At 72.0% G+C, this 22,048-nt stretch carries 23 protein-coding genes; 16 read left to right on the plus strand and 7 right to left on the minus strand.

Translation table 11 applies throughout. The annotated features are described in order from the left end of the window. Window positions 1-79 precede the first annotated feature (79 nt). The 3 genes from ACSYGO_RS26590 (at window position 80) to ACSYGO_RS26600 (ending at window position 2,247) form a co-directional block, all read left to right on the plus strand. Window positions 80-1,027, plus strand: a complete 948-nt coding sequence (locus ACSYGO_RS26590) for a helix-turn-helix domain-containing protein (protein ID WP_460387878.1) — start codon at window positions 80-82, stop codon at window positions 1,025-1,027. Further along, a complete protein-coding gene (locus ACSYGO_RS26595; RefSeq protein ID WP_324608134.1) occupies window positions 990-1,103 on the plus strand; it encodes a DUF397 domain-containing protein in 114 nt (37 codons plus the stop codon). Before ACSYGO_RS26590 ends, ACSYGO_RS26595 begins: the two co-directional genes overlap by 38 nt. Before the next feature lie 184 nt (window positions 1,104-1,287). Next, window positions 1,288-2,247 (plus strand): DMT family transporter, encoded by a 960-nt coding sequence (locus ACSYGO_RS26600; protein WP_426680180.1) that lies wholly within the window; start codon window positions 1,288-1,290, stop codon window positions 2,245-2,247. Here the strand turns inward: ACSYGO_RS26600 and ACSYGO_RS26605 are convergent. Beyond that, a complete protein-coding gene (locus ACSYGO_RS26605; protein ID WP_426680179.1) occupies window positions 2,144-3,040 on the minus strand; it encodes a LysR family transcriptional regulator in 897 nt (298 codons plus the stop codon). The genes ACSYGO_RS26600 and ACSYGO_RS26605 overlap by 104 nt on opposite strands. After that, window positions 3,040-3,435, minus strand: a complete 396-nt coding sequence (locus ACSYGO_RS26610) for a PLD nuclease N-terminal domain-containing protein (RefSeq protein WP_426680178.1) — start codon at window positions 3,433-3,435, stop codon at window positions 3,040-3,042. Before ACSYGO_RS26610 ends, ACSYGO_RS26605 begins: the two co-directional genes overlap by 1 nt. Window positions 3,436-3,524: 89 nt before the next feature. Between ACSYGO_RS26610 and ACSYGO_RS26615 the strand changes: the two genes are divergently transcribed. The 8 genes from ACSYGO_RS26615 (at window position 3,525) to ACSYGO_RS26650 (ending at window position 10,213) form a co-directional block, all read left to right on the plus strand. After that, window positions 3,525-4,976, plus strand: coding sequence for a menaquinone biosynthesis decarboxylase (locus ACSYGO_RS26615; protein ID WP_432174491.1), 1,452 nt, complete (start codon window positions 3,525-3,527; stop codon window positions 4,974-4,976). Beyond that, window positions 4,973-5,875, plus strand: a complete 903-nt coding sequence (gene mqnP, locus ACSYGO_RS26620) for a menaquinone biosynthesis prenyltransferase MqnP (RefSeq protein WP_028805062.1) — start codon at window positions 4,973-4,975, stop codon at window positions 5,873-5,875. The genes ACSYGO_RS26615 and mqnP overlap by 4 nt, the downstream gene beginning before the upstream one ends. Window positions 5,876-5,906: 31 nt before the next feature. After that, window positions 5,907-6,587, plus strand: coding sequence for a UbiX family flavin prenyltransferase (locus ACSYGO_RS26625; RefSeq protein ID WP_095935879.1), 681 nt, complete (start codon window positions 5,907-5,909; stop codon window positions 6,585-6,587). A 213-nt stretch (window positions 6,588-6,800) separates the two neighbouring features. Beyond that, a complete protein-coding gene (locus ACSYGO_RS26630) occupies window positions 6,801-7,256 on the plus strand; it encodes an Lrp/AsnC family transcriptional regulator (protein WP_095935880.1) in 456 nt (151 codons plus the stop codon). Window positions 7,257-7,342: 86 nt separating this feature from the next. Beyond that, window positions 7,343-8,506 carry an aminofutalosine synthase MqnE gene (gene mqnE / locus ACSYGO_RS26635; protein WP_435221715.1) on the plus strand — a complete coding sequence of 388 codons (1,164 nt, stop codon included), beginning with the start codon at window positions 7,343-7,345 and terminating at the stop codon, window positions 8,504-8,506. 7 nt (window positions 8,507-8,513) lie between these two features. Then, window positions 8,514-9,050 carry a GNAT family N-acetyltransferase gene (locus tag ACSYGO_RS26640; RefSeq protein ID WP_426680176.1) on the plus strand — a complete coding sequence of 179 codons (537 nt, stop codon included), beginning with the start codon at window positions 8,514-8,516 and terminating at the stop codon, window positions 9,048-9,050. A gap of 127 nt (window positions 9,051-9,177) precedes the next feature. Then, window positions 9,178-9,480, plus strand: coding sequence for a DUF4229 domain-containing protein (locus ACSYGO_RS26645; protein ID WP_095935989.1), 303 nt, complete (start codon window positions 9,178-9,180; stop codon window positions 9,478-9,480). Between the two features lie 85 nt (window positions 9,481-9,565). Then, a complete protein-coding gene (locus tag ACSYGO_RS26650; RefSeq protein WP_426680175.1) occupies window positions 9,566-10,213 on the plus strand; it encodes a TetR/AcrR family transcriptional regulator in 648 nt (215 codons plus the stop codon). Here the strand turns inward: ACSYGO_RS26650 and ACSYGO_RS26655 are convergent, their stop codons facing one another. Both ACSYGO_RS26655 and ACSYGO_RS26660 read right to left on the minus strand, forming a co-directional pair. Further along, window positions 10,214-11,203 (minus strand): MaoC/PaaZ C-terminal domain-containing protein, encoded by a 990-nt coding sequence (locus tag ACSYGO_RS26655; RefSeq protein WP_460387882.1) that lies wholly within the window; start codon window positions 11,201-11,203, stop codon window positions 10,214-10,216. A 373-nt stretch (window positions 11,204-11,576) separates the two neighbouring features. Next, a complete protein-coding gene (locus ACSYGO_RS26660) occupies window positions 11,577-12,956 on the minus strand; it encodes a 3-oxoacyl-ACP reductase (RefSeq protein ID WP_460387883.1) in 1,380 nt (459 codons plus the stop codon). Between the two features lie 86 nt (window positions 12,957-13,042). On the opposite strand from ACSYGO_RS26660, the gene ACSYGO_RS26665 reads away from it, so the two are divergent. Together ACSYGO_RS26665 and ACSYGO_RS26670 are read left to right on the plus strand one after the other, a co-directional pair. Next, on the plus strand, window positions 13,043-14,392 hold the full coding sequence (locus tag ACSYGO_RS26665; protein WP_460387885.1) for an acetyl-CoA C-acetyltransferase: 1,350 nt from the start codon (window positions 13,043-13,045) through the stop codon (window positions 14,390-14,392). Between the two features lie 424 nt (window positions 14,393-14,816). Next, window positions 14,817-16,679, plus strand: coding sequence for an AMP-dependent synthetase/ligase (locus ACSYGO_RS26670; RefSeq protein WP_426680224.1), 1,863 nt, complete (start codon window positions 14,817-14,819; stop codon window positions 16,677-16,679). A gap of 12 nt (window positions 16,680-16,691) precedes the next feature. Here ACSYGO_RS26670 and ACSYGO_RS26675 read toward each other — a convergent pair whose 3' ends face one another. Both ACSYGO_RS26675 and ACSYGO_RS26680 read right to left on the minus strand, forming a co-directional pair. Then, on the minus strand, window positions 16,692-17,006 hold the full coding sequence (locus tag ACSYGO_RS26675; protein WP_460387886.1) for an AzlD domain-containing protein: 315 nt from the start codon (window positions 17,004-17,006) through the stop codon (window positions 16,692-16,694). Next, on the minus strand, window positions 17,003-17,695 hold the full coding sequence (locus tag ACSYGO_RS26680) for an AzlC family ABC transporter permease (RefSeq protein ID WP_460387888.1): 693 nt from the start codon (window positions 17,693-17,695) through the stop codon (window positions 17,003-17,005). Before ACSYGO_RS26680 ends, ACSYGO_RS26675 begins: the two co-directional genes overlap by 4 nt. A gap of 68 nt (window positions 17,696-17,763) precedes the next feature. Here ACSYGO_RS26680 and ACSYGO_RS26685 point away from each other — a divergent pair, with 68 nt between their 5' ends. Continuing rightward, entirely contained in the window at window positions 17,764-18,348 is a 585-nt protein-coding gene (locus ACSYGO_RS26685; RefSeq protein WP_460387889.1) for a helix-turn-helix domain-containing protein, read from the plus strand. A 144-nt stretch (window positions 18,349-18,492) separates the two neighbouring features. On the opposite strand, the gene ACSYGO_RS26690 is transcribed toward ACSYGO_RS26685, so the two are convergent. Further along, complete coding sequence (locus ACSYGO_RS26690) at window positions 18,493-18,696, minus strand: cold-shock protein (RefSeq protein ID WP_010986243.1); 204 nt, start codon at window positions 18,694-18,696, stop codon at window positions 18,493-18,495. A 332-nt stretch (window positions 18,697-19,028) separates the two neighbouring features. Between ACSYGO_RS26690 and ACSYGO_RS26695 the strand changes: the two genes are divergently transcribed. Both ACSYGO_RS26695 and ACSYGO_RS26700 read left to right on the plus strand, forming a co-directional pair. Beyond that, on the plus strand, window positions 19,029-19,877 hold the full coding sequence (locus tag ACSYGO_RS26695; RefSeq protein WP_426680168.1) for a menaquinone biosynthetic enzyme MqnA/MqnD family protein: 849 nt from the start codon (window positions 19,029-19,031) through the stop codon (window positions 19,875-19,877). A 99-nt stretch (window positions 19,878-19,976) separates the two neighbouring features. After that, window positions 19,977-21,872: a serine/threonine-protein kinase gene (locus ACSYGO_RS26700; protein WP_460387890.1), complete on the plus strand. Its 1,896-nt coding sequence runs from the start codon at window positions 19,977-19,979 to the stop codon at window positions 21,870-21,872. Window positions 21,873-22,048: the final 176 nt, after the last annotated feature.

The raw sequence follows: 22,048 nt of genomic DNA on the forward strand, positions 1-22,048 counted from the left end.
TATCGAGCGTCGCCGAGGGGAACGGTCGGTATCAATGCCGGACGCGTGACAGTGGCCCACTGTCACGGAGGGGGATGCCGTGAGCCGACGCAACGCGGAGGGAGGAGCGGCGGCCAGTACCGCCGCCGTGTTCGGCGAGGTGCTGAAGCACTTCCGCGAGGTCGCGCTCCTCACCCAGGAAGGCCTCGCGCGCGAGATCCCCTGCGACCGGTCCCACGTGGCCCGCGTCGAGGCGGGGACGCGGGTACCGCAGGACACGTTCGCCAAGCGCTGCGACGAACTGCTCGGCTCGGGCGGGGTGTTGACGCGGCTGTGGGGCCGCATCGACTGGTATCCGCAGGTGGAGCATCCGGACTGGTTCGACCGCAGGGCGCGGATGGACGCCGAGGCTGTCGCCGTACGCGCGTATCAGACGCAGGTGATACCAGGTCTGCTGCAGACGGCCGACTACGCAACTGCCCTGTTCGCCCGCCGCCTTGCCGGGCCGGGCGATGTCGCCGAGCGGGTCAGGGCGCGTCTGAGCCGACAGCAGCGCTTCCACGCCGACGACGGACCGCTCTACCTCGTGGTGCTGGACGAGATCTGTCTGCGCCACCTGGTGGGGAGCCCCGCGGTGATGCGGGACCAGTGCGCCCACCTGCTCGACATCGGGCGGCGCCCCAACATCCGTATTCAGGTCGTCCCGTTGGGGCGTGCCGACATCGACCGCCCGGACACCTCCCTGTCGCTGATCGAGCTGCCCGACAGGCACCGGTGGGTCTACTCGGAGTCGCTGGACCGGGGGCACTTCAGCGACGATCCAGCCATCTTCGCGCGCCACAGCCGGACCTATGATGTGCTCCGGGCGGACGCTCTGTCAGCCCCTCAGTCCGCCGCTCTGATCAGCGACGTGATGGAAGGGTACGAGCATCATGAAGAGCCACGATCTGAGCACAGCCCGCTGGATCAAGAGCAGCTACAGCGGAGCAAACGGCGGCGACTGCGTCGAAGTGGCCCCCGCTACCCCCGGTCTCGTCCCCGTCCGTGACAGCAAGACCCCTGACGGACCCGTCCTGTTGATCACCCGGACCGCGTGGGCGGCGTTCACCGCGGCGCTGCGCTGACCGACCGCCGGGTCCGTTCCGGGAGGACCCGCGCCGCCTCGTCGAGGTCGACGTCGTCGATGCCCTCGGGGCGACGGGGCGCCGGGCCCCGACGAGGGCTCATCGACGCCCCCGATGGGGCCATCGGCAGGACGCCCCACTGGCCCGTGGCCCCACCCCGGCACCCGCTCCTACCTTCGTGTCCATGACCTCCAAGAGCGCACTCGAGAACAAGGGCACCGCCCAGCTCACCGCCGCCATGATGCTCTCCGGGACCCTCGGCGTCTTCGTCGTCGAGTCCGGGGCCTCACCCTTCAACGTGGTCTTCTTCCGGGTGCTCTTCGGGGCGCTCGCCCTCGGCGGCTACGCCCTCGCCCGCGGCTACTTCCGCGGCCACGGCTTCACCCCGCGCACCCTCGGACTCGCCGCACTCGGCGGGGTGTTCATCGTCTTCAACTGGGTCCTGCTCTTCCAGTCGTACGAGAACACCTCGATCTCCGTCGCCACGGTCGTCTACCACACCCAGCCGTTCTACGTGGTCCTGCTGGGCGCCCTGCTCTTCCGCGAGCGGCTCACCGCCTCGAAGATCGGCTGGGTCGCGGTCGCCTTCGCGGGACTCGTCCTCGTCTCGGGCGTCACCCCCGCCGACTTCACCAGCGGCGGCACGTACCTGCTCGGCGTCGGACAGGCGCTCCTCGCCGCGCTGCTGTACGGCCTGTCCACACTGGTCACCAAGCGCATCACGGGCGTCCGCCCGCACCTCATCGCCCTCGTCCAGGTCCTCGTCGGCATCCCGCTGCTGCTGCCCTTCGCCGACTTCGGCGCCATGCGGGGCACCGGCGCGGACTGGGGCTGGCTGGTCGGCCTCGGCATCATCCACACCGGCCTGATGTACGTGCTGATGTACGCGGCGTACGCCAAGCTCCCGACCGCGAAGATCGCCGTGCTGGCCTTCACGTATCCGGCCGTCGCCATGGTCATGGACTGGGTGGTCTACGGGCACCACATCGGGCTCGTGCAGGCCCTCGGCGTCCCGCTGATCGTGACCGCGAGCCTGCGGGTCACCCTTCCTCGGACACCAGCCGCCGCGCCTGCTCCACGAACAGCCGCACATGACCGGGAAGCCGCTTCCCGGCCCGCCACGCCAGTTGCGTCCGAAGCGTGAACGGCGCCTCCCACGGCAACCGCACCAGCGTTCCCTCCGCGAGTTCCGCGGCGACCGTCACCTCGGGCAGCAACGCGATCCCGAGGCCGGCCGCCGCGGCTCGCTTGGTCGCCTCGATCGTGCCGAACTCCGTGAAGGACACCCCGGAGCCCGCCGGTTCGACGGAGTTGAGCTCCCGCTCGAACAAGTCCCGGTAGGCGCAGCCCGGTTCGGTCGCCAGCAGCGACTGCCCGACGAGATCCGCGGTCCGCGCGGCCCGCGCCCCCGCGAGGGCGTGGCCCGGCGCCGCCACCAGCGCCAGCGGCTCCACCGCGAGCACCGCGACGTCCAGCCCCGCGTGCCGGGTCTCCTCCTCCATCAGGAAGCCCACGTCGTACGCGCCCTGCCGCAAGGCCTGACGGGTCTCGTCCCCGATCGTCGTGCGCAGCGACAGCCGCACCCCCGGGTAGCGGTGGTGGAACAGCTCCAGCAGCGGCAGCAGCCGGTACGAGGTCAGCGACTCCATGGTGCCGACGGTCAGCGCACCGGAGGGCTCCTCGGCGCCCACGACCGCGGCCCGGGCCTCCTCGGTCAGCTCGATGATCTGCCGGGCGTAGGGCAGCAGCCGCTCACCGGACTCCGTCAGCCGGATACGGCTGCCCAGCCGGTCGAACAGCTCCGTGCCCAGCGAGGACTCCAGCGCACGGATCTGACCGGTCACGCTGGACTGGGCGTACTTCAGCTCGGCGGCCGCCTGTGTGAAGCTCAGCACCGTCGCGACCTTCTCGAAGGTGACCAGCAGCCGCAGTTCCATCAGCCGTCCTTCGGTTCCTCGCCGTGCTCACGGCGGCGCAGCTCCTCCTCGCGGCGCCGCAGGTCCGCCTCCCAGTCCTTCAGGAGCGCCTCGTCCTTGGCGTTCTCCGCCTTCAGAGACTTGAGGAACTCGGGATTGTCGTCCGGGGCGACGTACTGGGTGCGGGCGTTGCGGTGCCACTCCGACGGGGTGGAACCGCCCACCGGGGCCCGGCGGGTCTTGCCGGCCACCAGCCAGGCGACGGGCCCGACCAGCACCTCGCCGAAGAGCAGGATGATGATCACCCACACCACCTTCGGCAGGCCGCGGACCTCTTCCTCCGGAGTGTTCAGACAGTCGATGAACGCGTAGATCCACAGCGCCAGGACCAGAAGGAACGGCAGATACCTGACCATGCCCGAACGAACCCCCAGTGAGCAGTTGCGGGGCGGCACAGGGGCCCCGGTGACGGGCACAGGGTAGCCGGTGGCCGATACTTGGACACATGGCTTACGACGATCTTCGCTCCCTGCTCCGGGCGCTGGAGCGCGAGGGCGACCTCAAGCGCATCAAGGCCGAGGTCGACCCGTATCTGGAGGTCGGGGAGATCGTCGACCGGGTGCAGAAGTCCGGCGGGCCCGCGCTGCTCTTCGAGAACGTGCGCGGCTCCGCGATGCCCCTCGCGATGAACGTCTTCGGGACCGACCGGCGGCTGCTGAAGGCCCTCGGGCTGAAGTCGTACGCCGAGATCTCCGACAAGATCGGCGGACTGCTCAGGCCGGAACTGCCGCACGGCTTCGTCGGGGTGCGCGAGGCCTTCGGGAAGCTCGGCGCGATGACCCACGTGCCGCCGAAGAAGGTCAAGGACGCGCCGGTGCAGGAGGTGGTGCTGCGCGGCGACGACGTCGACCTCGACACCCTTCCGGCCCTGTTCACCTGGCCGCAGGACGGCGGCTCGTTCTTCAACCTCGGGCTCACGCACACCAAGGACCCGGAGAGCGGCATCCGCAATCTCGGGCTGTACCGGCTCCAGCGCCACGACAAGCGCACCATCGGCATGCACTGGCAGATCCACAAGGACAGCCGGAACCACTACCAGGTCGCGGCCCGCCGCGGCGAGCGGCTCCCGGTCGCGATCGCCTTCGGGTGCCCGCCGGCCGTGACGTACGCCTCGACCGCCCCGCTGCCCGGTGACATCGACGAGTACCTCTTCGCCGGGTTCATCCAGGGCAAGCGGATCGAGATGGTCGACTGCAAGACCGTGCCGCTCCAGGTCCCGGCGCAGGCCGAGGTCGTGCTGGAGGGGTGGCTGGAGCCGGGCGAGATGCTCCCGGAGGGTCCCTTCGGCGACCACACCGGGTTCTACACCCCGCAGGAGCCCTTCCCGGCCCTCACCATCGACTGCGTCACCATGCGCAAGCGGCCGCTGCTCCAGTCGATCGTGGTCGGCCGTCCGCCCACCGAGGACGGGCCGCTCGGCCGGGCCACGGAGCGGTTCTTCCTGCCTCTGCTGAAGATCATCGTGCCGGACATCGTGGACTACCACCTGCCCGAGGCGGGCGGCTTCCACAACTGCGCGATCGTCTCGATCGACAAGAAGTACCCCAAACACGCCCAGAAGGTGATGCACGCCGTCTGGGGCGCCCACATGATGTCCCTCACCAAACTCATCGTGGTCGTCGACGCGGACTGCGACGTGCACGATCTGCACGAGGTCGCCTGGCGGGCGCTGGGCAACACGGACTACGCCCGTGACCTCAGCGTCGTCGAAGGCCCGGTCGACCATCTCGACCACGCCTCCTACCAGCAGTTCTGGGGCGGCAAGGCGGGCATCGACGCGACGAAGAAGTGGCCCGAGGAGGGTTACACCCGGGACGGCGGCTGGCCCGAGATGGTCCTCTCCGACCCGGAGACGGCGGCGAAGGTCGACCGCCGCTGGAAGGAGTACGGCCTGTGAGTTCAGCTTCCGCGGCGATCCCGCAGCCGGGCCGCACCAAGGCGTTCCTGCGCCTCGTGATGATCGAGCACTCGGTGTTCGCGCTGCCCTTCGCGTACATCGCCGCCCTCACCGCGATGTTCCAGTGGGACAAGAACATCCACTGGGGCCGGCTGCTGCTGGTCACCGTCTGCATGGTGGGCCTGCGGACCTTCGCGATGGCCGTCAACCGGATCATCGACCGGGAGATCGACGCCCGCAATCCGCGCACCGCCCACCGCGAGCTCGTCACCGGCGCGATGTCGGTCAAGCACGCCTGGACGGGCGCCCTCATCGCGGTCGTGATCTTCCTGGGCTCGGCGGCGCTGCTCAACCCGCTCTGTCTCGCCCTCGCCCCCGTCGCGGTGATCCCGATGGTGGTCTACCCCTACGGCAAGCGGTTCACGAACTTCCCGCAGGCCATCCTCGGCCTCGCCCAGGCCATGGGCCCGGTCGGCGGCTGGCTCGCGATCACCGGCGAATGGTCCTGGGAGGCCGTCGTCCTCGGTCTCGCCGTCGGCATCTGGATCGGCGGCTTCGACCTGATCTACGCGTGCCAGGACGTCGAGACGGACCGCGAGATCGGCGTCATGTCGGTGCCGGCGCGCTTCGGCATCCCGGCCGCGATCTGGGGCGCGCGCGGCTGCCACGCCGTCACCACGGGCCTGTTCGTCTGGTACGCCGTCGCCACCGGCGCCGGCGCGTTCTTCTGGCTCGGCCTGGTCATCGTGGCGGGCGCCTTCCTCTACGAGCACTCCATCGTCAAGCCGCACGACCTGTCCCGCCTGAACCGCGCGTTCTTCAGCGTCAACGGATTCATCGGCATCGCCCTGTTCGTCTGCGCCCTGCTCGATCTGCTGGTGCGCGGGCTCACGGTCTGAAACCGGGCGGTGGCCGGATAGGCTCGACATCATGAAGCCAGGACAGACGCAGCGCCGGCCTTGGATCGTGGGGGTGTCGGGCGCCTCCGGTACGCCGTACGCCGCCGCAGTGCTGCGTGCGCTCCTGGCGGCCGGGGAGAGCGTCGACCTGGTCGTCAGCCGGGCCTCGCGGCTCACGCTGCTCGACGAGACCGGTCTGCCCTTCCGGGACGCCCACTGGCAGGACGACCTGCGCGAGTGGCTGGCCCGGGGCGCCGACGGCAAGCCCGGCACCTTCGACGTGAGCGTCGACGGCGTACGCCACTGGAGCGCGGGCGACCTCGCGGCGGGCCCCTCGTCGGGCTCGTACCCGGCGAAGGGCATGCTCATCGTGCCCGCCTCGACCGCCTGTGTGGCGGGGGTCGCCCTCGGCCTCTCCAAGGACCTGCTGCAACGCGCCGCGAGCGTCACGCTCAAGGAGTCGCGCAAGCTGGTCGTCGCCGTCCGGGAGACCCCGCTGAACGGCCAGACGCTGCGGCACCTGGTCTCCCTGGACGACGCGGGCGCCACCGTGCTGCCGGCCTCACCGGCCTTCTACGCGGGGGCCACACACATCCAGGACCTGGTGGACTTCGTGGCCGGCCGGGTCCTCGACGCGGCGGGCGTGGAACACGACCTGTACCGCCGGTGGGAGGGCGAACTCGGCGGCGGCTCCCGCGGCGGCGCCACCTGAGACGGCCGCACCACCCACGCGGCAGGCGCAGGCGGCTCACCTCGGACGGTACGGCTCGGTCGGATCAGCACGGACAGCGCGGCACGGACAGCTCACACCAGGCGGTCCGTTCAGCACAGACGGTTCAGCACAGACGGTTCAGCACAGGCAGTTCAGTACAGGCAGTTCGGTTCAGGACTTTTCAGAACTCTTCAGCGGAAGGCTATCGATCGCATGGACGCGGTGGACAGGCAGCTCATCCAGGCCCTTAGGGAGAACGGCCGGGCCTCCTACGCGGAGCTGGGGCGCCTCGTCGGTCTGTCGGGACCCAGCGTCACCGACCGCATCAACCGGCTGGAGGCGGCCGGTGTCATCACCGGTTACCGCGCGACGGTCGACTCGGCCTCGCTCGGCCTCGGCGTCACCGCCCTGATCGGCATCTCGCTCTCCGACGCCGCCGACCACGAGGACGTGGCCCGCCGGCTGCGGGACCTCGGCGAGATCGAGGACTGCTGGTTCATCGCGGGCGACGACTCCTTCATGCTCAAGGTGCGGTCGAGCGACGTGGACGGCCTGGAGAAGACCATCCGGCGCCTGTCGGGCACCAAGGGCGTCTCCCGCACCCGTACGACCATCGTCCTGTCCACGAAGTGGGAGAACCGGGTGGGCGAGCTGCCCGAGGAGCAGTAGGGCACGAAGCACCTGATGGGGGCCGCTCCCGCCGCGAAGCCGGGGGAGTACGGTTGTCACGGTTCGTCACGAGGAGAGGTAAGAGCATGGACGTCGGGCTCAAGCGCGAGCTGGAGGACAAGGTCCGGGCCGGTGAGCGGCTGACCCGCGAGGACGGCATCGCGCTGTACGAGTCGGACGATCTGGCCTGGCTCGGCGGGCTCGCCCACGAGGTGCGCACCCGCAAGAACGGTGACGTGGTCCACTTCAACGTCAACCGTCACCTCAACATGACGAACGTGTGCACCGCGTCCTGCGCGTACTGCTCGTTCCAGCGCAAGCCGGGCGAGAAGGACGCGTACACGATGCGCATCGAGGAGGCCGTCCGCCTCGCCAAGGCGATGGAGAGCGAGAACCTCACCGAGCTGCACATCGTCAACGGACTGCACCCGAACCTGCCCTGGCGCTACTACCCGCGGTCGCTCAGCGAGCTGAAGAAGGCGCTGCCCGACGTCTCGCTGAAGGCCTTCACCGCCACGGAGATCCATCACTTCGAGACGATCTCCGGGCTGTCCGCCTCGGAGATCCTCGACGAGCTGATCGACGCCGGTCTGGAGTCCCTCACCGGCGGCGGCGCGGAGATCTTCGACTGGGAGGTCCGGCAGCACATCGTCGACCACCGCACCCACTGGGAGGACTGGTCGCGCATCCACCGGCTCGCGCACGAGAAGGGTCTGAAGACCCCGTGCACGATGCTGTACGGGCACATCGAGGAGCCCCGCCACCGCGTCGACCACGTACTGCGCCTGCGTGAGCTCCAGGACGAGACGGGCGGCTTCCAGGTCTTCATCCCGCTGCGCTACCAGCACGACTTCGTCGACATGAAGGACGGCAAGGTCCGCAACCGTCTCCAGGCGCGCACCCAGATGGCGACCGGGGCCGAGGCGCTGAAGACCTTCGCCGTGTCCCGTCTCCTCTTCGACAACGTGCCGCACGTCAAGGTGTTCTGGGTGATGCACGGTGTGCAGACCGCCCAGCTCGCCCTCCAGCACGGCGCCGACGACATGGACGGCTCGGTCGTCGAGTACAAGATCACGCACGACGCGGACAACTACGGCACGCCGAACAAGCTGACCCGTGAGGACCTCCTCGACCTGATCCGCGACGCGGGCTTCCGCCCGGTGGAGCGGAACACCCGGTACGAGATCATCCGCGAGTACGACGGTCCGGACCCGGCGCGCCGCGAGTCGCCCCAGCCGATGCGGGTGTGACACGTACGTGGCACTGACCTTCGAACTGGACCCCGCGACGACCCCCGCCCTGCGGGACGAACTGCTCGATCTGTGGGTGGACGTCACGAACGCCGGCGGCTCCGTCGGCTTCGTGCCGCCCGTCGCCCGGGACGACATACGGCCCGAGCTCCTGAAGCACCTCGTCGCCATGGTGGAGGGCCGCACCCGGCTGCTGGTCGGCCGGGACGAGGACGGCACCGTCGCCGCGACGGCGTTCCTCACGCACAACACCCACCGGCTCATGCGGCACTGGGTGTGGCTGTACACGGTGATGGTGCACCCGCGTCACCAGGGCAAGGGGTACGGGCGCGACCTGCTGGCCGCCGCCGAGGACGCCGCGTCCGGCCTCGACGGCGTCGAGGCGATACGGCTGACCTGCCGCGGCGGCCTCGGTCTGGAGAACTTCTACGCCTCCTGCGGCTACGAGGAGGTCGGCCGGGTCCCCGAGGCCATCCGGGTCGCACCCGGCGACGACCGGGACGACATCACGATGCTGCGGCCTCTGTCGCGGATCGCGGCCTGAGGCGGACCCCCCGGAAAGATCGCCGTGCGCCCGTGCTTCACTGGACGGTGACCTTTGGGATGTTTTCCCGGGTTCCGGGCCCCGCCCGGGCCGGGAGGACGCCCTCGGAACGGAAGAGTGGATGGACATGCTCCGCTACACACTGATGCGCCTTGGGATCTTCGCGGGCTGCCTCGTGGTCGTCTGGGGCCTCGTCTACTCCGGGATCGCCCCCCGCGGCCTCGGCGACTCCAACTTCATGTGGGTCGTCCTGCTCGCCCTGGTGATCTCCGCGCCGATCAGCTTCGTCGTCCTGCGCAAGGAGCGCGACCGCGCCTCGGCCCAGGTCGTCGCACGCGTGGACCGCGCCAAGGCCAACCTGGACCGCAACCGCGGCCAGGAGGACATCGCCGACGACGCCGCCCGCGGGGCGCAGGGCCAGCCCTCCTAGCACCCCGCGCGGCTCCGCCCCGGCGGCCGCTCTTCGTGCTCCGTACGGTCCGCCCCCGGCGGCGGCCGATCGTACGCTTGCCCGCATGGGTGCTGTGAAGAACAAGCGGATGCCGCGCGCGGTGCGCGAACAGCAGATGCTGGACGCCGCCGTACGGACCTTCGGGCAGCGCGGGTACCGGGCCGCTTCGATGGACGAGATCGCCGATCTGGCGGGCGTGTCCAAGCCGTTGGTGTACCTGTACCTCAACTCCAAGGAAGACCTCTTCACCGCCTGCATCCGCCGTGAGGCCAAGGCGCTCACCGATGCCGTCCGCGCGGGCGTCCGCCCGGGCATTCCCGCCGACCGTCAACTCTGGGAAGGGCTGCGGGCGTTCTTCACGCACACCGCCGAGAACCCGGACGGCTGGGCGGTCCTGCACCTCCAGGCCCGGACGCACGGGGAGCCGTTCGCCGCCGAGGTGCTCGCGATGCGCGAGGAACTCGTCGTCTTCGTCACCCAGTTGATCGCCGTCGCCGCCCGCGAGGCGCACCGCGACCCGTCCCTGCCCGAACGGGAGGTCGCGGGACTCGCCGAGGCCCTCGTCGGCGCCGCCGAGTCCCTCGCGGCCTGGGCCAACGCCGCCCCCGGCATCTCCGCCAAGCAGGCCGCGGCCACGCTGATGAACTTCGCCTGGTCGGGCCTCGGCAACATGATGGAGGGCCGTCCCTGGTCCCCGCCGCCGCAGGACTGATCACCACAGGGCCGGGCGCACCTCGCCGGTGAGGTGGACGCGGTCTTCGTCCCGGAGCTCGAAGGCCGGGCCCTCGGCGGCGTACGTCACCGTGCCCGGCAGCAGGACGGGGGTCCTGAAATCGGCGCGCACGGTCACCTCGCCCTGCGGCCCGTACTCGGCGAGACAGCGGGCGACGGTCCACATGCCGTGGGCGATCGCACGCGGGAAGCCGAAGAGGCGGGCGGTGAAAGGGCGCAGGTGAATGGGGTTGCGGTCCCCGGACACGGCCGCGTACCGACGCCCGACGTCGCCCGCCAGCCGCCACTCGGCCCGTGCGGGAAGCGACGTGCCTTCCGTGCTGCCCGTGGCCCTCGGGCCTTCCGCGCCGCTCGTGTCTTCCGTGCCGCCCACGCCAGTCGTGCCGCTCGGGCCGCCCGTGCCGGTCGCGCCGCCCGTCCGGCCCGTGCCGCCCGTGCCGCCCGCGCCTGTCGGGTCCGTGGCCGCGGCTTCGGGGGCCGTGTCACCGTCGCGCCGACGGTGCCGTGCCAGATACGTGCTCCTCGACTCCCACACCAGTCCGCCGTCGACCCGCGCCTCGGTCAGCACCCGCGCCTCGGTGCCCCGCCGGTGCGGCACCAGCCGCTCGACGTGCACGGCGAGTTCGTACTCGGCCGTCACGGGCGGCGCGCTCCACTGCGTGATCTCGATCGACGTGTGCACGAGGCCGAGCAGCGGAAGCGGGAACCCCCGGCCCGCCATGATCCGCATGGCCAGCGGGAACCCCAGCACGTGCGGATAGGTCGGCGGCAGCGCCCGCGATCCCGTCGCGAAGCCGCACACCCGCTCGTAGGCGGCCAGCCGGGCGAGATCGACGCGCACCCCGGGCAGGACGAGCCGGGTCGACGGCACGGGTGCGTCGGACCGGGGCCGCCGCAGGGGCGAGAGCAGCGCACCGCGGGCGAGCGCCGGGAGGAGGGCCGGTGAGGAGGTGAGTGTGCGGGTGTCCATGGGAGCTCCAGAGGGATCGCGGTCGGTCCGGCGTTCTGGGACGGGGCTGTTCGGGCACGGGCTGTTCGGGCACGGGCCGTTCGGGCCGAGGAGGGGACTGGGGCCGGAGCCCGGGGTGCGGTCGGGGGAGGTCGTCAGGTCCTGGAGTGCGGTCGGGGCGAGGTCGTCGGGTCCCGGGGTGTTCTCGTGGAGAGGCCGTCGGGCCCGGGGTGGCGTCGGGGCGAAGCCGTCGGGCCCCGGAGTGCGGTCGGGGCGAGGTCGTCGGGTCCCGGGGTGCTCTCGGGGCGAGGCCGTCCGGCACCAGGGCGGCGTCGGGGGCAGGTCATCGGGCTCCCGGGTGCGGGCGCCGGACGGGCCCGCGTCCGGCCCGGCCTCATGCGCCGAGCAGACTCTGCCCGCACACCCGGACGACCTGCCCGTTCACGGCCCCGGATCCCGGATGCGCGAGCCACGCCGTCGTCTCGGCGACGTCGACCGGAAGTCCCCCCTGCGCAAGGGAGTTCATCCGTCGCCCGGCCTCGCGGATGAACAGTGGCACCGCCGCCGTCATCTTCGTCTCGATGAACCCGGGAGCCACCGCGTTCACCGTGACACCGTGCTCCGCCAGGGCCCCGGGTGCCAGCCCCCGCACCAGCCCCACGATCCCCGCCTTGGACGCGGCGTAGTTGGTCTGCCCGGCGTTCCCCGCGATCCCGGCGATCGAGGCGGTCGCGACGATCCGCCCGCCCGGCCGCAGCGTCCCGGCGTCGAGCAGCGCGTCCGTCGTGCGCAGCACGCTCGCCAGGTTCACGTCGAGCACGGAACTCCAGCGCTCCGCGGCCATGTTGACGAGCCTGCGGTCGCGGGTGATCCCCGCGTTGTGCACGAGCACGTCCAGCCCGTCGGGCAGGGCGGCCACCATGCGCGCCCCCGCGTCGGCGGCGGTGATGTCGAGCGGCAGCGCGACACCCCCGAGGCGCGCGGCGAGCGCGTCGAGCCCGGCCCCGGCGGCCGGCACGTCCAGGCACACCACGCGCGCACCGTCCCGTGCCAGCGTCTCGGCGACGGCCTCGCCGATGCCCCGCGCGGCTCCGGTGACGAGCGCGGTCCGCCCGGCCAGGGGCCGGTCCGGGTCCGCGGGTGTCTCGGCCGGACCGTCGTCCGGCCGCCCCGGCGCGGTCACCTCGACGACCTGGCCGCTGACGTAGGCGGACTTGGGCGACAGGAAGAAACGGAGCGTCGACTCGGCGGCGCCGGCGTCGGTGAGCCGCAGCAGTGTCACCGTCCGGCCCCGCCCGACCTCCTTGCCGAGCGACCGTACGAAGCCCTCCAGGGCCTGCTGGGCGGCGGCCTGCCGGTGGTCGGCCGGGTCGAGGGGCGCCCCGAGGACGACCACCCGGCCGCTGTCGGAGACCGAGCGCACCACGGGGTGCAGTGCCGCGTGCACCTCGGCGAGCGCGTCCACGTCGGCGACACCGGTCGCGTCGAGGACGACGGCGGCGGGACGGTCGTCGTCGCCGGAACTCCCGTCCGCGGGCGGGGCGGAGTCCGCGGAGAGGCCGTCCGCGGTCCGGGCGTGCGGCCCCGTGCGGGCCAGCACACCGGCCAGCCCGTCGAGGCCCGGCTTGCCCGCCGTGAGGTGCAGCGATCCGCCTTCGAGCAGCGGACGTCCGGTCGACCAGCGGTGCAGCGCGGAGGGCTGCGGCAGCCCGAGCCGACGGGTCAGAAAGCGACCGGGCGCGGTGCCGGTGAAGCTCAGATAGCGGTCGGCCATTGTCCAACTCCCAGCTCGGGCGTAAATTTACTCCGGAGTAAGGTTACCGAGGGTAAGGCTACGTCAAGGGCAAGGAACAGGTCGAGATGAGCCCCCAAGAACCCCCGACGCCCGGCCGTCCGGAGCCGGACCGGCCGCTGCAGGACCGACCGGCACCAGGACTCGCGCGCACCCGCCCCGTCGCCGTGGTCGGCGGCACCCGCATCCCCTTCGCCCGGTCCGACGGCCCCTACGCCACCGCCTCCAACCAGGAGATGCTGACCGCGGCGGTCGACGGCCTCGTCCGGCGCTTCGGGCTCGAAGGCCCCGGCGCGGTGGGGGAGTTGGTCGCGGGGGCGGTCCTCAAGCACAGCCGCGACTTCAACCTCGCCCGCGAGACGGTCCTCGGCTCGGCGCTCGACGCCCGTACTCCGGCGTACGACATCCAGCAGGCCTGCGGCACCGGCCTGCAGGCCGTCGTCGCCGCCGCCAACAAGATCACTCTCGGTCAGACGGAGTCCGCGGTCGCCGGAGGTGCCGACACGGCGAGCGACGCCCCGCTGGGCGTCAACGACGCGCTGCGCCGCATCCTCCTCGAAGCCCGCCGCGCGAAGTCGGTGCGGGCGCGGCTCGGCGCGCTCTCCCGGATCCGCCCCTCCCATCTCGTCCCGGACGTCCCGCGTAACGCCGAACCGCGCACCGGCCTGTCCATGGGCGAGCACGCCGCCGTGACCGCCCGCGCGTGGGGCGTGACGCGCGAGGCGCAGGACGAACTCGCGGCCGCCAGCCACCAGCGGCTGGCGGCGGCGTACGAACGCGGACTGCTGGACGACCTCGTCGTCCCCTTCCGTGGGCTGGAGCGCGACCAGAACCTGCGGCCCGGTTCGACGACCGGGAAACTCGCCGCACTCAAGCCGGTGTTCGGGCTCGACGGCCCCGGCCCGACCATGACGGCGGGGAACTCGACCCCCCTGACGGACGGCGCCGCCGTGGTCCTCCTCGCGAGCGACGAGTGGGCCGAGGCCCGCGGTCTGGCACCGCTCGCGTACCTGACCGCGTACGAGACGGCCGCTGTCGACTTCGTCGGGGGCGACGTGGCGGGCGGCGAGGACGGTCTGCTGATGGCCCCCGCCCACGCCGTCCCGCGCATGCTGGAGCGCGCCGGGCTCGCCCTGGACGACTTCGACTTCGTCGAGGTCCACGAGGCGTTCGCCTCCCAGGTCCTCGCCACCCTGGCCGCATGGGAGAAGCGCGGTCTCGGGCCGGTGGACCGTTCCCGCCTGAACGTCGCGGGCTCGTCGCTCGCCACCGGGCACCCCTTCGCCGCCACGGGCGCCCGCATCGTGGCGACGCTGGCGAAGCTCCTCGCGGAACGGGACGCGCCGGGGCGTGGCCTCATCTCCGTCTGCGCGGCGGGCGGCCAGGGTGTCACGGCCATTCTGGAACGGCCTGCCTAGCGACCGTCGGTCCGGTCCGTGCAAGCTCACCCCCGGCTCGGCCCGCGCAGCGGGCGCCGGTCGCGGAGAGGTGGAGGAGATGTGGACGCGGAGGGGTGTTGTGGGGGAAGACGTATTCGAAGCGCAGAAGCGAAGGCCGGACCCGGGAGAAACCTCGGATACCAGGGGTAACTCGCACCGCGCCCGCCCCAAAGCCCCACAAACCCCACACGTGGGAGCCGTACGATCCCCGTCTCGCGTGGTTGCCGCCACTCCGCGCTCCCGTCCCCCTTCCCCGTGAACACCCCCGCGCCACGCGCGGAATTTCTCGTGAACCGCCCGTCTCCCAGGGCCGTATGAGGGTTCGCGACCCTCACGCCACCTTGGCCCCCGGTCGACAAGGAGCCGCCCCGTGCCCAGCCTGTACTCCCCCGTACCTCCCCTCATGGAGCCCGAAATCAGGCGGCTGGACGGCGTGGTGCGCGAGGTCTCCGTCCCCCCGCTGGTCGGACAGGTGCGGCACGGATCCCTCGCGGACATCCCCTTCGACAACGCGGACGCGGCGCCCGGCGAGGTGGTCCTGAGCCGGAAGGCGCAGGACGGCACCTGGAAGGACGTGTCCGCCGCGGAGTTCGCCGCGCAGGTCCTCGCGGTGGCGAAGGGGCTGATCGCGGAAGGGCTCGTACCGGGCGACCGCATCGCCATCATGGCGCGCACGACGTACGAGTGGACGCTCCTCGACTTCGCCGCCTGGGCCGCCGGTCTGGTGACCGTGCCCGTCTACCCGACCTCCTCGGTCTTCCAGACCCGGTGGATCCTCCAGGACTCCGGCGCCGTCGCGCTCGCCACGGAGTCCGTGTCCCAGGCCGCCGCACTCGGCCCGGAACTCGACCGGATGCCCGACCTGCGGCACATGTGGGTCTTCGAGAAGGGGCACGTGGAGCGGCTCGCGGAACTCGGCCGGCAGGTCCCCGACCAGGAAGTCACCGTGCGCCGCGGGGTGCTGGGGCCCGACACCCTCGCCACCCTCATCTACACCTCCGGCACGACCGGCCGCCCCAAGGGCTGCGTGCTGACCCACGGCAACTTCTTCGCCGAGGTCGACAACGCGATCGAACTCCTCCACCCCATCTTCAAGGCCAAGACCTCCGACGCGGCCTCCACGCTCCTCTTCCTGCCCCTGTCCCACGTCTTCGGGCGCATGGTCGCGATCGCCTGTCTGCGCGCGCGCGTGAAGATCGGCCACGCGCCGAGCCTCCAGACGGAGGACCTCCTCGCGGACCTCGCCTCCTTCAAGCCGACCTTCCTGCTGGCCATCCCGTACGTCCTGGAGAAGGTCTTCAACACCGGCCGTGCGACGGCCGAACGCATGGGCCGGGGCGCCTCCTTCGACCGGGCGGCCGGGATAGCGCGCCGCTACGGCGAGGCGGTCGAGGCGCGGCAGCACGGCACGGGCCCCGGACCCAGCCGCAGCCTGCGCGCCGCCCGCGCCCTCTACGACCCGCTCGTCTACCGCCGTATCCGCAACGCGCTGGGCGGCAGGGTCCGTTACGCCATCTGCGGCGGCTCCCCGCTCGGCCGCCGGCTCGCCGCGTTCTACGCGGGCGCCGGCATCGAGATATACGAGGGGTACGGCCTCACCGAGACCACCGCCGCCGCCACCGTCACCCCACCGCAGAAACCGCGGCTGGGCACGGTCGGCTGGCCCCTGCCGGGCACCCGGGTGCGGATCGCCGCCGACGGCGAGATCCTGCTCAGCGGCGGCCAGCTGTTCCGCGGCTACTGGGACCCGCACGCGGGCGGTGTGGTGGACGCCGCGCCGGACGGCTGGTTCGCGACGGGCGACCTGGGGGAGCTCGACGACGGCGGCTATCTGGCCATCACCGGCCGCAAGAAGGAGATCCTGATCACCGCGGGCGGCAAGAACGTCGCCCCGGCACCGCTGGAGGACTGGCTGCGCTCCCACCCGCTGATCGCGCAGTGCATGGTGGTCGGCGACCGCCGCCCGTACGTCTCCGCTCTCATCACGCTGGACCCCGAGGGCGTCGCCCACTGGCGGCGGATGAACGGCAAGCACGCCGTCCCCGCGGAACTCCTCACGGACGACGCGCAGTTGCTCGCGATCCTGCAGCGTGCCGTCGACGACGCCAACCGGCTCGTCTCCCGGCCCGAGTCGATCCGCCGCTTCACCGTCCTGCCGGGGGACTTCACCGAGGAGGCGGGTCATCTGACCCCGTCGATGAAGCTGCGCAGGGAAGCGATCGCCCGGGACTTCGCCGACGCGATCGAGGGCCTGTACGCGAAGTGAGCGCCGGGGCGGTCAGCCCAGCCCCGCCGCCCGCAGGGCCGCGGTCGTGGCGCCCGCCCCCAGCACCACCACCACGAACGGCACCCGGCGCCAGGCGAGCACCCCGCCCGCCAGCACTCCCAGGGGCCGGGCCCAGCCCGCGAACCCCCGGGCCTCGGTGAACGCCCCCGTGGCGAGCAGCGCGACCAGCAGGACCACGGCCGCGGACGACAGCAAGTGCCGGACGCGCGCGGACAGTTCGACCCGCCCGTGCAGCACGGGGCCGACCAGCCGGAAGGCGTACGTCCCGACGGCGAGCGCCAGGATCGCGGCGACCGTCGCGCTCACGCCGGCCTCCGGAAGGCGAGCAGGCCCGTCAGGGCCGACAGCACCGGCACGCCGACCGGGACGAACGGCGTCAGGGCCAGGGCCACGGCCGCTCCGGCGAGCGCGGCGCGCCGCACGTCCGCGTCCTCGCGCAGCGCGGGCAGCACCAGCGCCACCAGCACCGCCGGGAACGCCGCGTCGAGGCCGTACCGCGCGGTGTCGCCCAGTGCGCTCCCGGCCAGGGCGCCGCCGAGGGCACACAGGTTCCAGGAGGCGTACAGGCCGAGACCGGAGATCCAGAAGGCGGCCCGGCGGCGGGCGGGATCGGACTGGGCCAGGGCGAAGGCGACCGTCTCGTCGGTGACGAGATGGGCGCCGACGAGCCGCGCCAGGCGTCCGCGGCCGATGACGTCCGCGACGGCGAGACCGAAGGCCGCCGTGCGGGTGTTGAGCAGCAGCCCCGTGGCCGCCGCGGCGAACGGCCCGCCCCCGGCCAGCAGGATCCCCACCGCGCTGAACTGGGCGGAACCCGCGTACACGATCAGCGACATCACCACCGGCACCCAGACCGGCAGCCCGCCCGCGACGGCGATCGCCCCGAACGAGACGCCGACGATCCCGCCGGCGAGACAGACCAGGCCCACGTCCCGCAGCAGCCGCGGGTCGAGGGCGGACGGAGCGCCGAAGGGTGTTCGGATGAGCGAACGCATGTTTTCTACAATGAACAGTGACGGACCTGTTCGTCAAGTCGAACGAACATACCGATGGAGCGAACGCCATGACCGAGCCGACCGACGGGCGCGACGGCCCCCCGACCCGCCTTCCCCTCGACTGGATCGCGGCGTCCCTGCGCCGGGAACGGACCCGCGCCGGACTCTCCCTCTCCGAGCTGGCCAAACGCGCCGGCATCGCGAAGTCCACGCTGTCCCAGCTGGAGACGGCGGGCGGCAATCCGAGCGTGGAGACCCTGTGGGCGCTGGGCGTCGCGCTCGGCGTCCCGTTCAGCGCGCTGGTCGAACCGCCGGCGCCGGCCGTCCAGGTGATCCGCGCGGGCGAGGGGCCGACCGTCCACTCGGAGCGGGCCGACTACGCGGCGACGCTCCTCTCGGCGAGCCCTCCCGGGGCCCGGCGGGACATCTACCACCTGCGGATGGAACCCGGCGCGGTCCGCGCGTCGGACCCGCACATCCCGGGGACGGTGGAGCATCTGATCGTGGGCGCCGGACGGCTGGCGGCGGGGCCGCGCGGCGAGACGGTCGAACTCGGCGCCGGTGACTACATGTCGTACCGGGGCGACGTTCCACACGCGTACGAGGCGCTTGCACCCGGAACGGCTTTCGTCCTGGTCATGCAGCACGTGTGAGGCATTCTCCGGCCCGCCCGGCGGGAAAAGGCGGGAACGGACACGAAGGGGAAAAGGCAGGAGCCCCGTCGCCGAACGGCACGGGGCTCCTTGGGTACTGCTATCAGGTCCGGATCAAAGCATCGGGCTCATGGAGCCGAAGGCTTAGAGCGGGGTGACGTTCTCCGCCTGCGGACCCTTCGGGCCCTGCGTGACGTCGAAGGAAACCGACTGGTTCTCCTCGAGAGAGCGGAAGCCGCTCGCGTTGATCGCGGAGTAGTGGACGAAGACGTCCGGGCCGCCGCCTTCCTGGGCAATGAAACCAAAGCCCTTTTCGGCGTTGAACCACTTCACGGTTCCGGTAGCCATAAGCCCTCCTTGGGCCCAAAGGGTTGCCCTGCTCCAGAACCTGCGATTGTGTAAACAACTGCATACGTCTGAAAACGACTAGAGCCCGCGGTCACATGCTCCGCAGGCTCTGTACTGCAAGGGAAACCAAACTGCAACTTGCGGCGAGCCTAGCACGCAGGCAGCCGAAAGCAATAGAGGGCAAGATCACGTCACCCGAATGTTTGACCCAGGTCGGAAGCGGGTTGACGTAGCGGTGTCACGAGGGTTGACAGAAGGGGTCGAAGGACTTTCCGGTATCCGTCGGGGACCCTGGAGCCAGCACCGTACCCCATGGGGGCTAGCCTCGCGATGTGGACAATTCTCGCACCCGGCCGCGCGTCGGCCACATCCAGTTCCTGAACTGCCTGCCCCTGTACTGGGGGCTCGCGAGAACGGGCACGCTCCTCGACTTCGAGCTCACCAAGGACACCCCGGAGAAGCTCAGCGAGAAGCTGGTGCAGGGCGATCTCGACATCGGGCCCATCACGCTCGTCGAGTTCCTCAAGCACGCCGACGAACTCGTCGCCTTCCCCGACATCGCCGTCGGCTGCGACGGCCCGGTGATGTCCTGCGTGATCGTCTCCCAGGTCCCCCTGGACCAGCTGGACGGCGCCCGGGTCGCACTCGGCTCGACCTCCCGCACCTCCGTGCGCCTCGCCCAGCTGCTGCTCGCCGAGAAGATCGGCGTCCAGCCGTCGTACTACACGTGCCCGCCGGACCTCAGCCTGATGATGCAGGAGGCCGACGCCGCCGTGCTCATCGGCGACGCCGCCCTGCGCGCCAACCTCCTCGACGGCCCGAAGTACGGCCTGGAGGTGCACGACCTCGGCAGCCTGTGGAAGGAATGGACGGGCCTGCCGTTCGTCTTCGCCGTGTGGGCCGCCCGGCGCGACTACCTGGAGCGCGAGCCCGTCGTCACGCGCAAGGTGCACGAGGCCTTCCTGTCCTCCCGGGACCTCTCCCTCGTCGAGGTCACCAAGGTCGCCGAGCAGGCCGCCCGCTGGGAGGCCTTCGACGAGCAGGTCCTGGAGCGGTACTTCACGACGCTCGACTTCCGGTTCGGCGCCCCCCAGTTGGAGGCCGTACGGGAGTTCGCCCGCCGGGTCGGCACGACCACCGGCTTCCCGGCCGACGTGGACGTACGGCTGCTGGAGGCCTGAGTCCGCCGAGTCCCGGGCCCCGCGTGCCGGGCCCGGGACGCGTACGGAACTACGCTGCTGGGCAGTGCGTCCAGAGCGTACGGGGGAGGGGATGACGCCATGCAGCCGCTCGGAGCCGACGAACCCACCGTCGTGGGGCCCTACCGGCTGCTCGGCCGGCTGGGCTCCGGCGGGATGGGGCGCGTGTACCTGGGGCGCAGCGCGGGCGGCCGCACGGTCGCCGTCAAGATCGTGCACCCGCACTTCGCGCTCGACGAGGAGTTCCGTGCCCGTTTCCGCCGCGAGGTCGAGGCCGCGCGGCGGGTGGGCGGCGCGTGGACGGCGCCCGTCCTCGACGCGGACCCGGAGGCGTCCGTCCCGTGGGTCGCCACGGGCTACGCGGCCGGCCCCTCGCTCGCCACCGCCGTCACGGACGGCCGCGGCCCCCTTCCCCCGCACTCGGTACGGGTGCTGGGCGCCGGCCTAGCCGAGGCGCTGTCGGCGGTCCACACGCTCGGCCTGGTGCACCGCGACGTCAAACCCTCCAACGTCCTGCTCACCCTCGACGGCCCCCTCCTCATCGACTTCGGCATCGCCCGTGCCACGGACGGCACCGCCTCCCTGACCTCGACGGGCGTCTCGGTCGGCTCCCCCGGCTACATGTCGCCCGAACAGATCCTCGGCAAAGGCGTCGCCGGAGCGGCGGACGTCTTCTCGCTGGGCGCGGTCCTCGTCTACGCGGCGACGGGCGAACCCCCCTTCCCCGGCGACTCCTCCGCGTCCCTCCTCTACAAGGTGGTGCACGAGGAGCCCCGACTGGACGCCGTACCGGGCGAGTTGCGCGAACTGGTGGCGGCCTGCCTGGCCAAGGACCCCGCCGCGCGCCCGGCCCCGGACGAGGTGGCCGGACGCCTGGCCCCCGACGGGGCGGCCCGGCTCGTGACGGCGGGCTGGCTGCCCGGACCGCTGGTGGAGCAAGTCAGCCGCAGCGCCGTGCAGTTGCTGAACCTGGAGGCGGTGGACACCGCACCGCCGTCCGGGCCGGTGGGGTTCAGCAGCCCCTCGGTGGGCGGCGCGTCCGGCGCGGCCTCCGCCACGGATGCCCCGGTCGCGGGGGCGGCGCCCTCCTGGCCCGGGCGGGCCTCCGCCCCGGAGGCGTCCGTTCCGACGGGTCAGGGCTCCGCCGCGGGGGCGCCCGCAGAGCCGGGTCCGGCGTCCGCCGAGGGCGTTCTCCCCTCCGGCGGCGGGGCGTTCGGGCCGCCCGCGCAGGGCTTCGGGCCGCCGCCCGCCGGATTCGGGCCGCCGCCCACCATGCCTCCCAGCCCGGCACACCTGCCCGAGCAGCGCCCGGCGCAGCCGCAGGACGCCGCACCCGAGGGGACGTCCCCCGCCGCCGGCCACCCCGGCAAGGTCTCCGTCAGCGTCGCCGCGACCTCGGTCACGGGCGCGAACGGACGGGGACGGAAGGTCAGTTGCACCGTCGCGCTGGCCGTCGCGGGAGCCCTCGCAGCGGTCACGGTGGGCTCGGCGTTCCTGTTCGACCTGATGCCGGGCGGCGGCGGCGACACCAACGACCAGGGTGCGGGCCCGGCGCAGACCGGTCCCGCGGCGACCGCGAGCGCGACTCCCCGCCCGTCCGGCACGGACGCCGGCGAGGCCCCCGGCACCGTCCCCGCCGCCTACCTCGGCACCTGGGAGGGCGACGCCCTCGCCCTCGGTGGCACGCTTCCCATGGGCACCTTCCGTGTCACCCTCCACCAGGCCGCCGTGGGCGAGGAGTTGGGCACCTTCCGGCAGACCGACCAGATCGGCGGCATCTGCGACGCGGTGTTCGTGCTGAAGAAGGTCAGCAGGCAGCAGCTCGTCGCCACGAGCGTCGCGAGCAAGTCCAACCGCGACGTGTGCACGAAGGGCCGGCACGAGGTGCGGCTCACCCCCGTCGGCGACGACCTCAGGTACGAGACGGACAACTCGGAGGCGGGAGACCCGGTGGCCCGCATGTCCAAGGTCGACTAGGGGGTTTCGTCTGGATCAGGGCGGACCCGAGCTGATCCGAACGACACCCTCCAGCGCCCCTGCCCGCCCCGCCCGCCCCACCCGTCACTACTGTGTCTGCGATAGCGAACACCACCGCACCGCTCGCAACCACGCCGCGACGGGACGCCGTTCACGGCGTCGACAACGGGGAAGGC

It is taken from the genome of Streptomyces krungchingensis, from assembly GCF_054729265.1.

What these genes read in the sequence shown, in the direction of transcription:
- ACSYGO_RS26600 (WP_426680180.1), top strand. Translation starts at nt 1,288, where the DNA reads ATGACCTCCAAGAGCGCACTCGAGAACAAGGGCACCGCCCAGCTCACC.
- ACSYGO_RS26605 (WP_426680179.1), bottom strand. Translation starts at nt 3,040, where the DNA reads ATGGAACTGCGGCTGCTGGTCACCTTCGAGAAGGTCGCGACGGTGCTG.
- ACSYGO_RS26610 (WP_426680178.1), bottom strand. Translation starts at nt 3,435, where the DNA reads ATGGTCAGGTATCTGCCGTTCCTTCTGGTCCTGGCGCTGTGGATCTAC.
- ACSYGO_RS26615 (WP_432174491.1), top strand. Translation starts at nt 3,525, where the DNA reads ATGGCTTACGACGATCTTCGCTCCCTGCTCCGGGCGCTGGAGCGCGAG.
- ACSYGO_RS26625 (WP_095935879.1), top strand. Translation starts at nt 5,907, where the DNA reads ATGAAGCCAGGACAGACGCAGCGCCGGCCTTGGATCGTGGGGGTGTCG.
- ACSYGO_RS26630 (WP_095935880.1), top strand. Translation starts at nt 6,801, where the DNA reads ATGGACGCGGTGGACAGGCAGCTCATCCAGGCCCTTAGGGAGAACGGC.
- mqnE (WP_435221715.1), top strand. Translation starts at nt 7,343, where the DNA reads ATGGACGTCGGGCTCAAGCGCGAGCTGGAGGACAAGGTCCGGGCCGGT.
- ACSYGO_RS26645 (WP_095935989.1), top strand. Translation starts at nt 9,178, where the DNA reads ATGCTCCGCTACACACTGATGCGCCTTGGGATCTTCGCGGGCTGCCTC.
- ACSYGO_RS26650 (WP_426680175.1), top strand. Translation starts at nt 9,566, where the DNA reads ATGGGTGCTGTGAAGAACAAGCGGATGCCGCGCGCGGTGCGCGAACAG.
- ACSYGO_RS26655 (WP_460387882.1), bottom strand. Translation starts at nt 11,203, where the DNA reads ATGGACACCCGCACACTCACCTCCTCACCGGCCCTCCTCCCGGCGCTC.
- ACSYGO_RS26660 (WP_460387883.1), bottom strand. Translation starts at nt 12,956, where the DNA reads ATGGCCGACCGCTATCTGAGCTTCACCGGCACCGCGCCCGGTCGCTTT.
- ACSYGO_RS26665 (WP_460387885.1), top strand. Translation starts at nt 13,043, where the DNA reads ATGAGCCCCCAAGAACCCCCGACGCCCGGCCGTCCGGAGCCGGACCGG.
- ACSYGO_RS26670 (WP_426680224.1), top strand. Translation starts at nt 14,817, where the DNA reads ATGGAGCCCGAAATCAGGCGGCTGGACGGCGTGGTGCGCGAGGTCTCC.
- ACSYGO_RS26680 (WP_460387888.1), bottom strand. Translation starts at nt 17,695, where the DNA reads ATGCGTTCGCTCATCCGAACACCCTTCGGCGCTCCGTCCGCCCTCGAC.
- ACSYGO_RS26685 (WP_460387889.1), top strand. Translation starts at nt 17,764, where the DNA reads ATGACCGAGCCGACCGACGGGCGCGACGGCCCCCCGACCCGCCTTCCC.
- ACSYGO_RS26690 (WP_010986243.1), bottom strand. Translation starts at nt 18,696, where the DNA reads ATGGCTACCGGAACCGTGAAGTGGTTCAACGCCGAAAAGGGCTTTGGT.
- ACSYGO_RS26700 (WP_460387890.1), top strand. Translation starts at nt 19,977, where the DNA reads ATGCAGCCGCTCGGAGCCGACGAACCCACCGTCGTGGGGCCCTACCGG.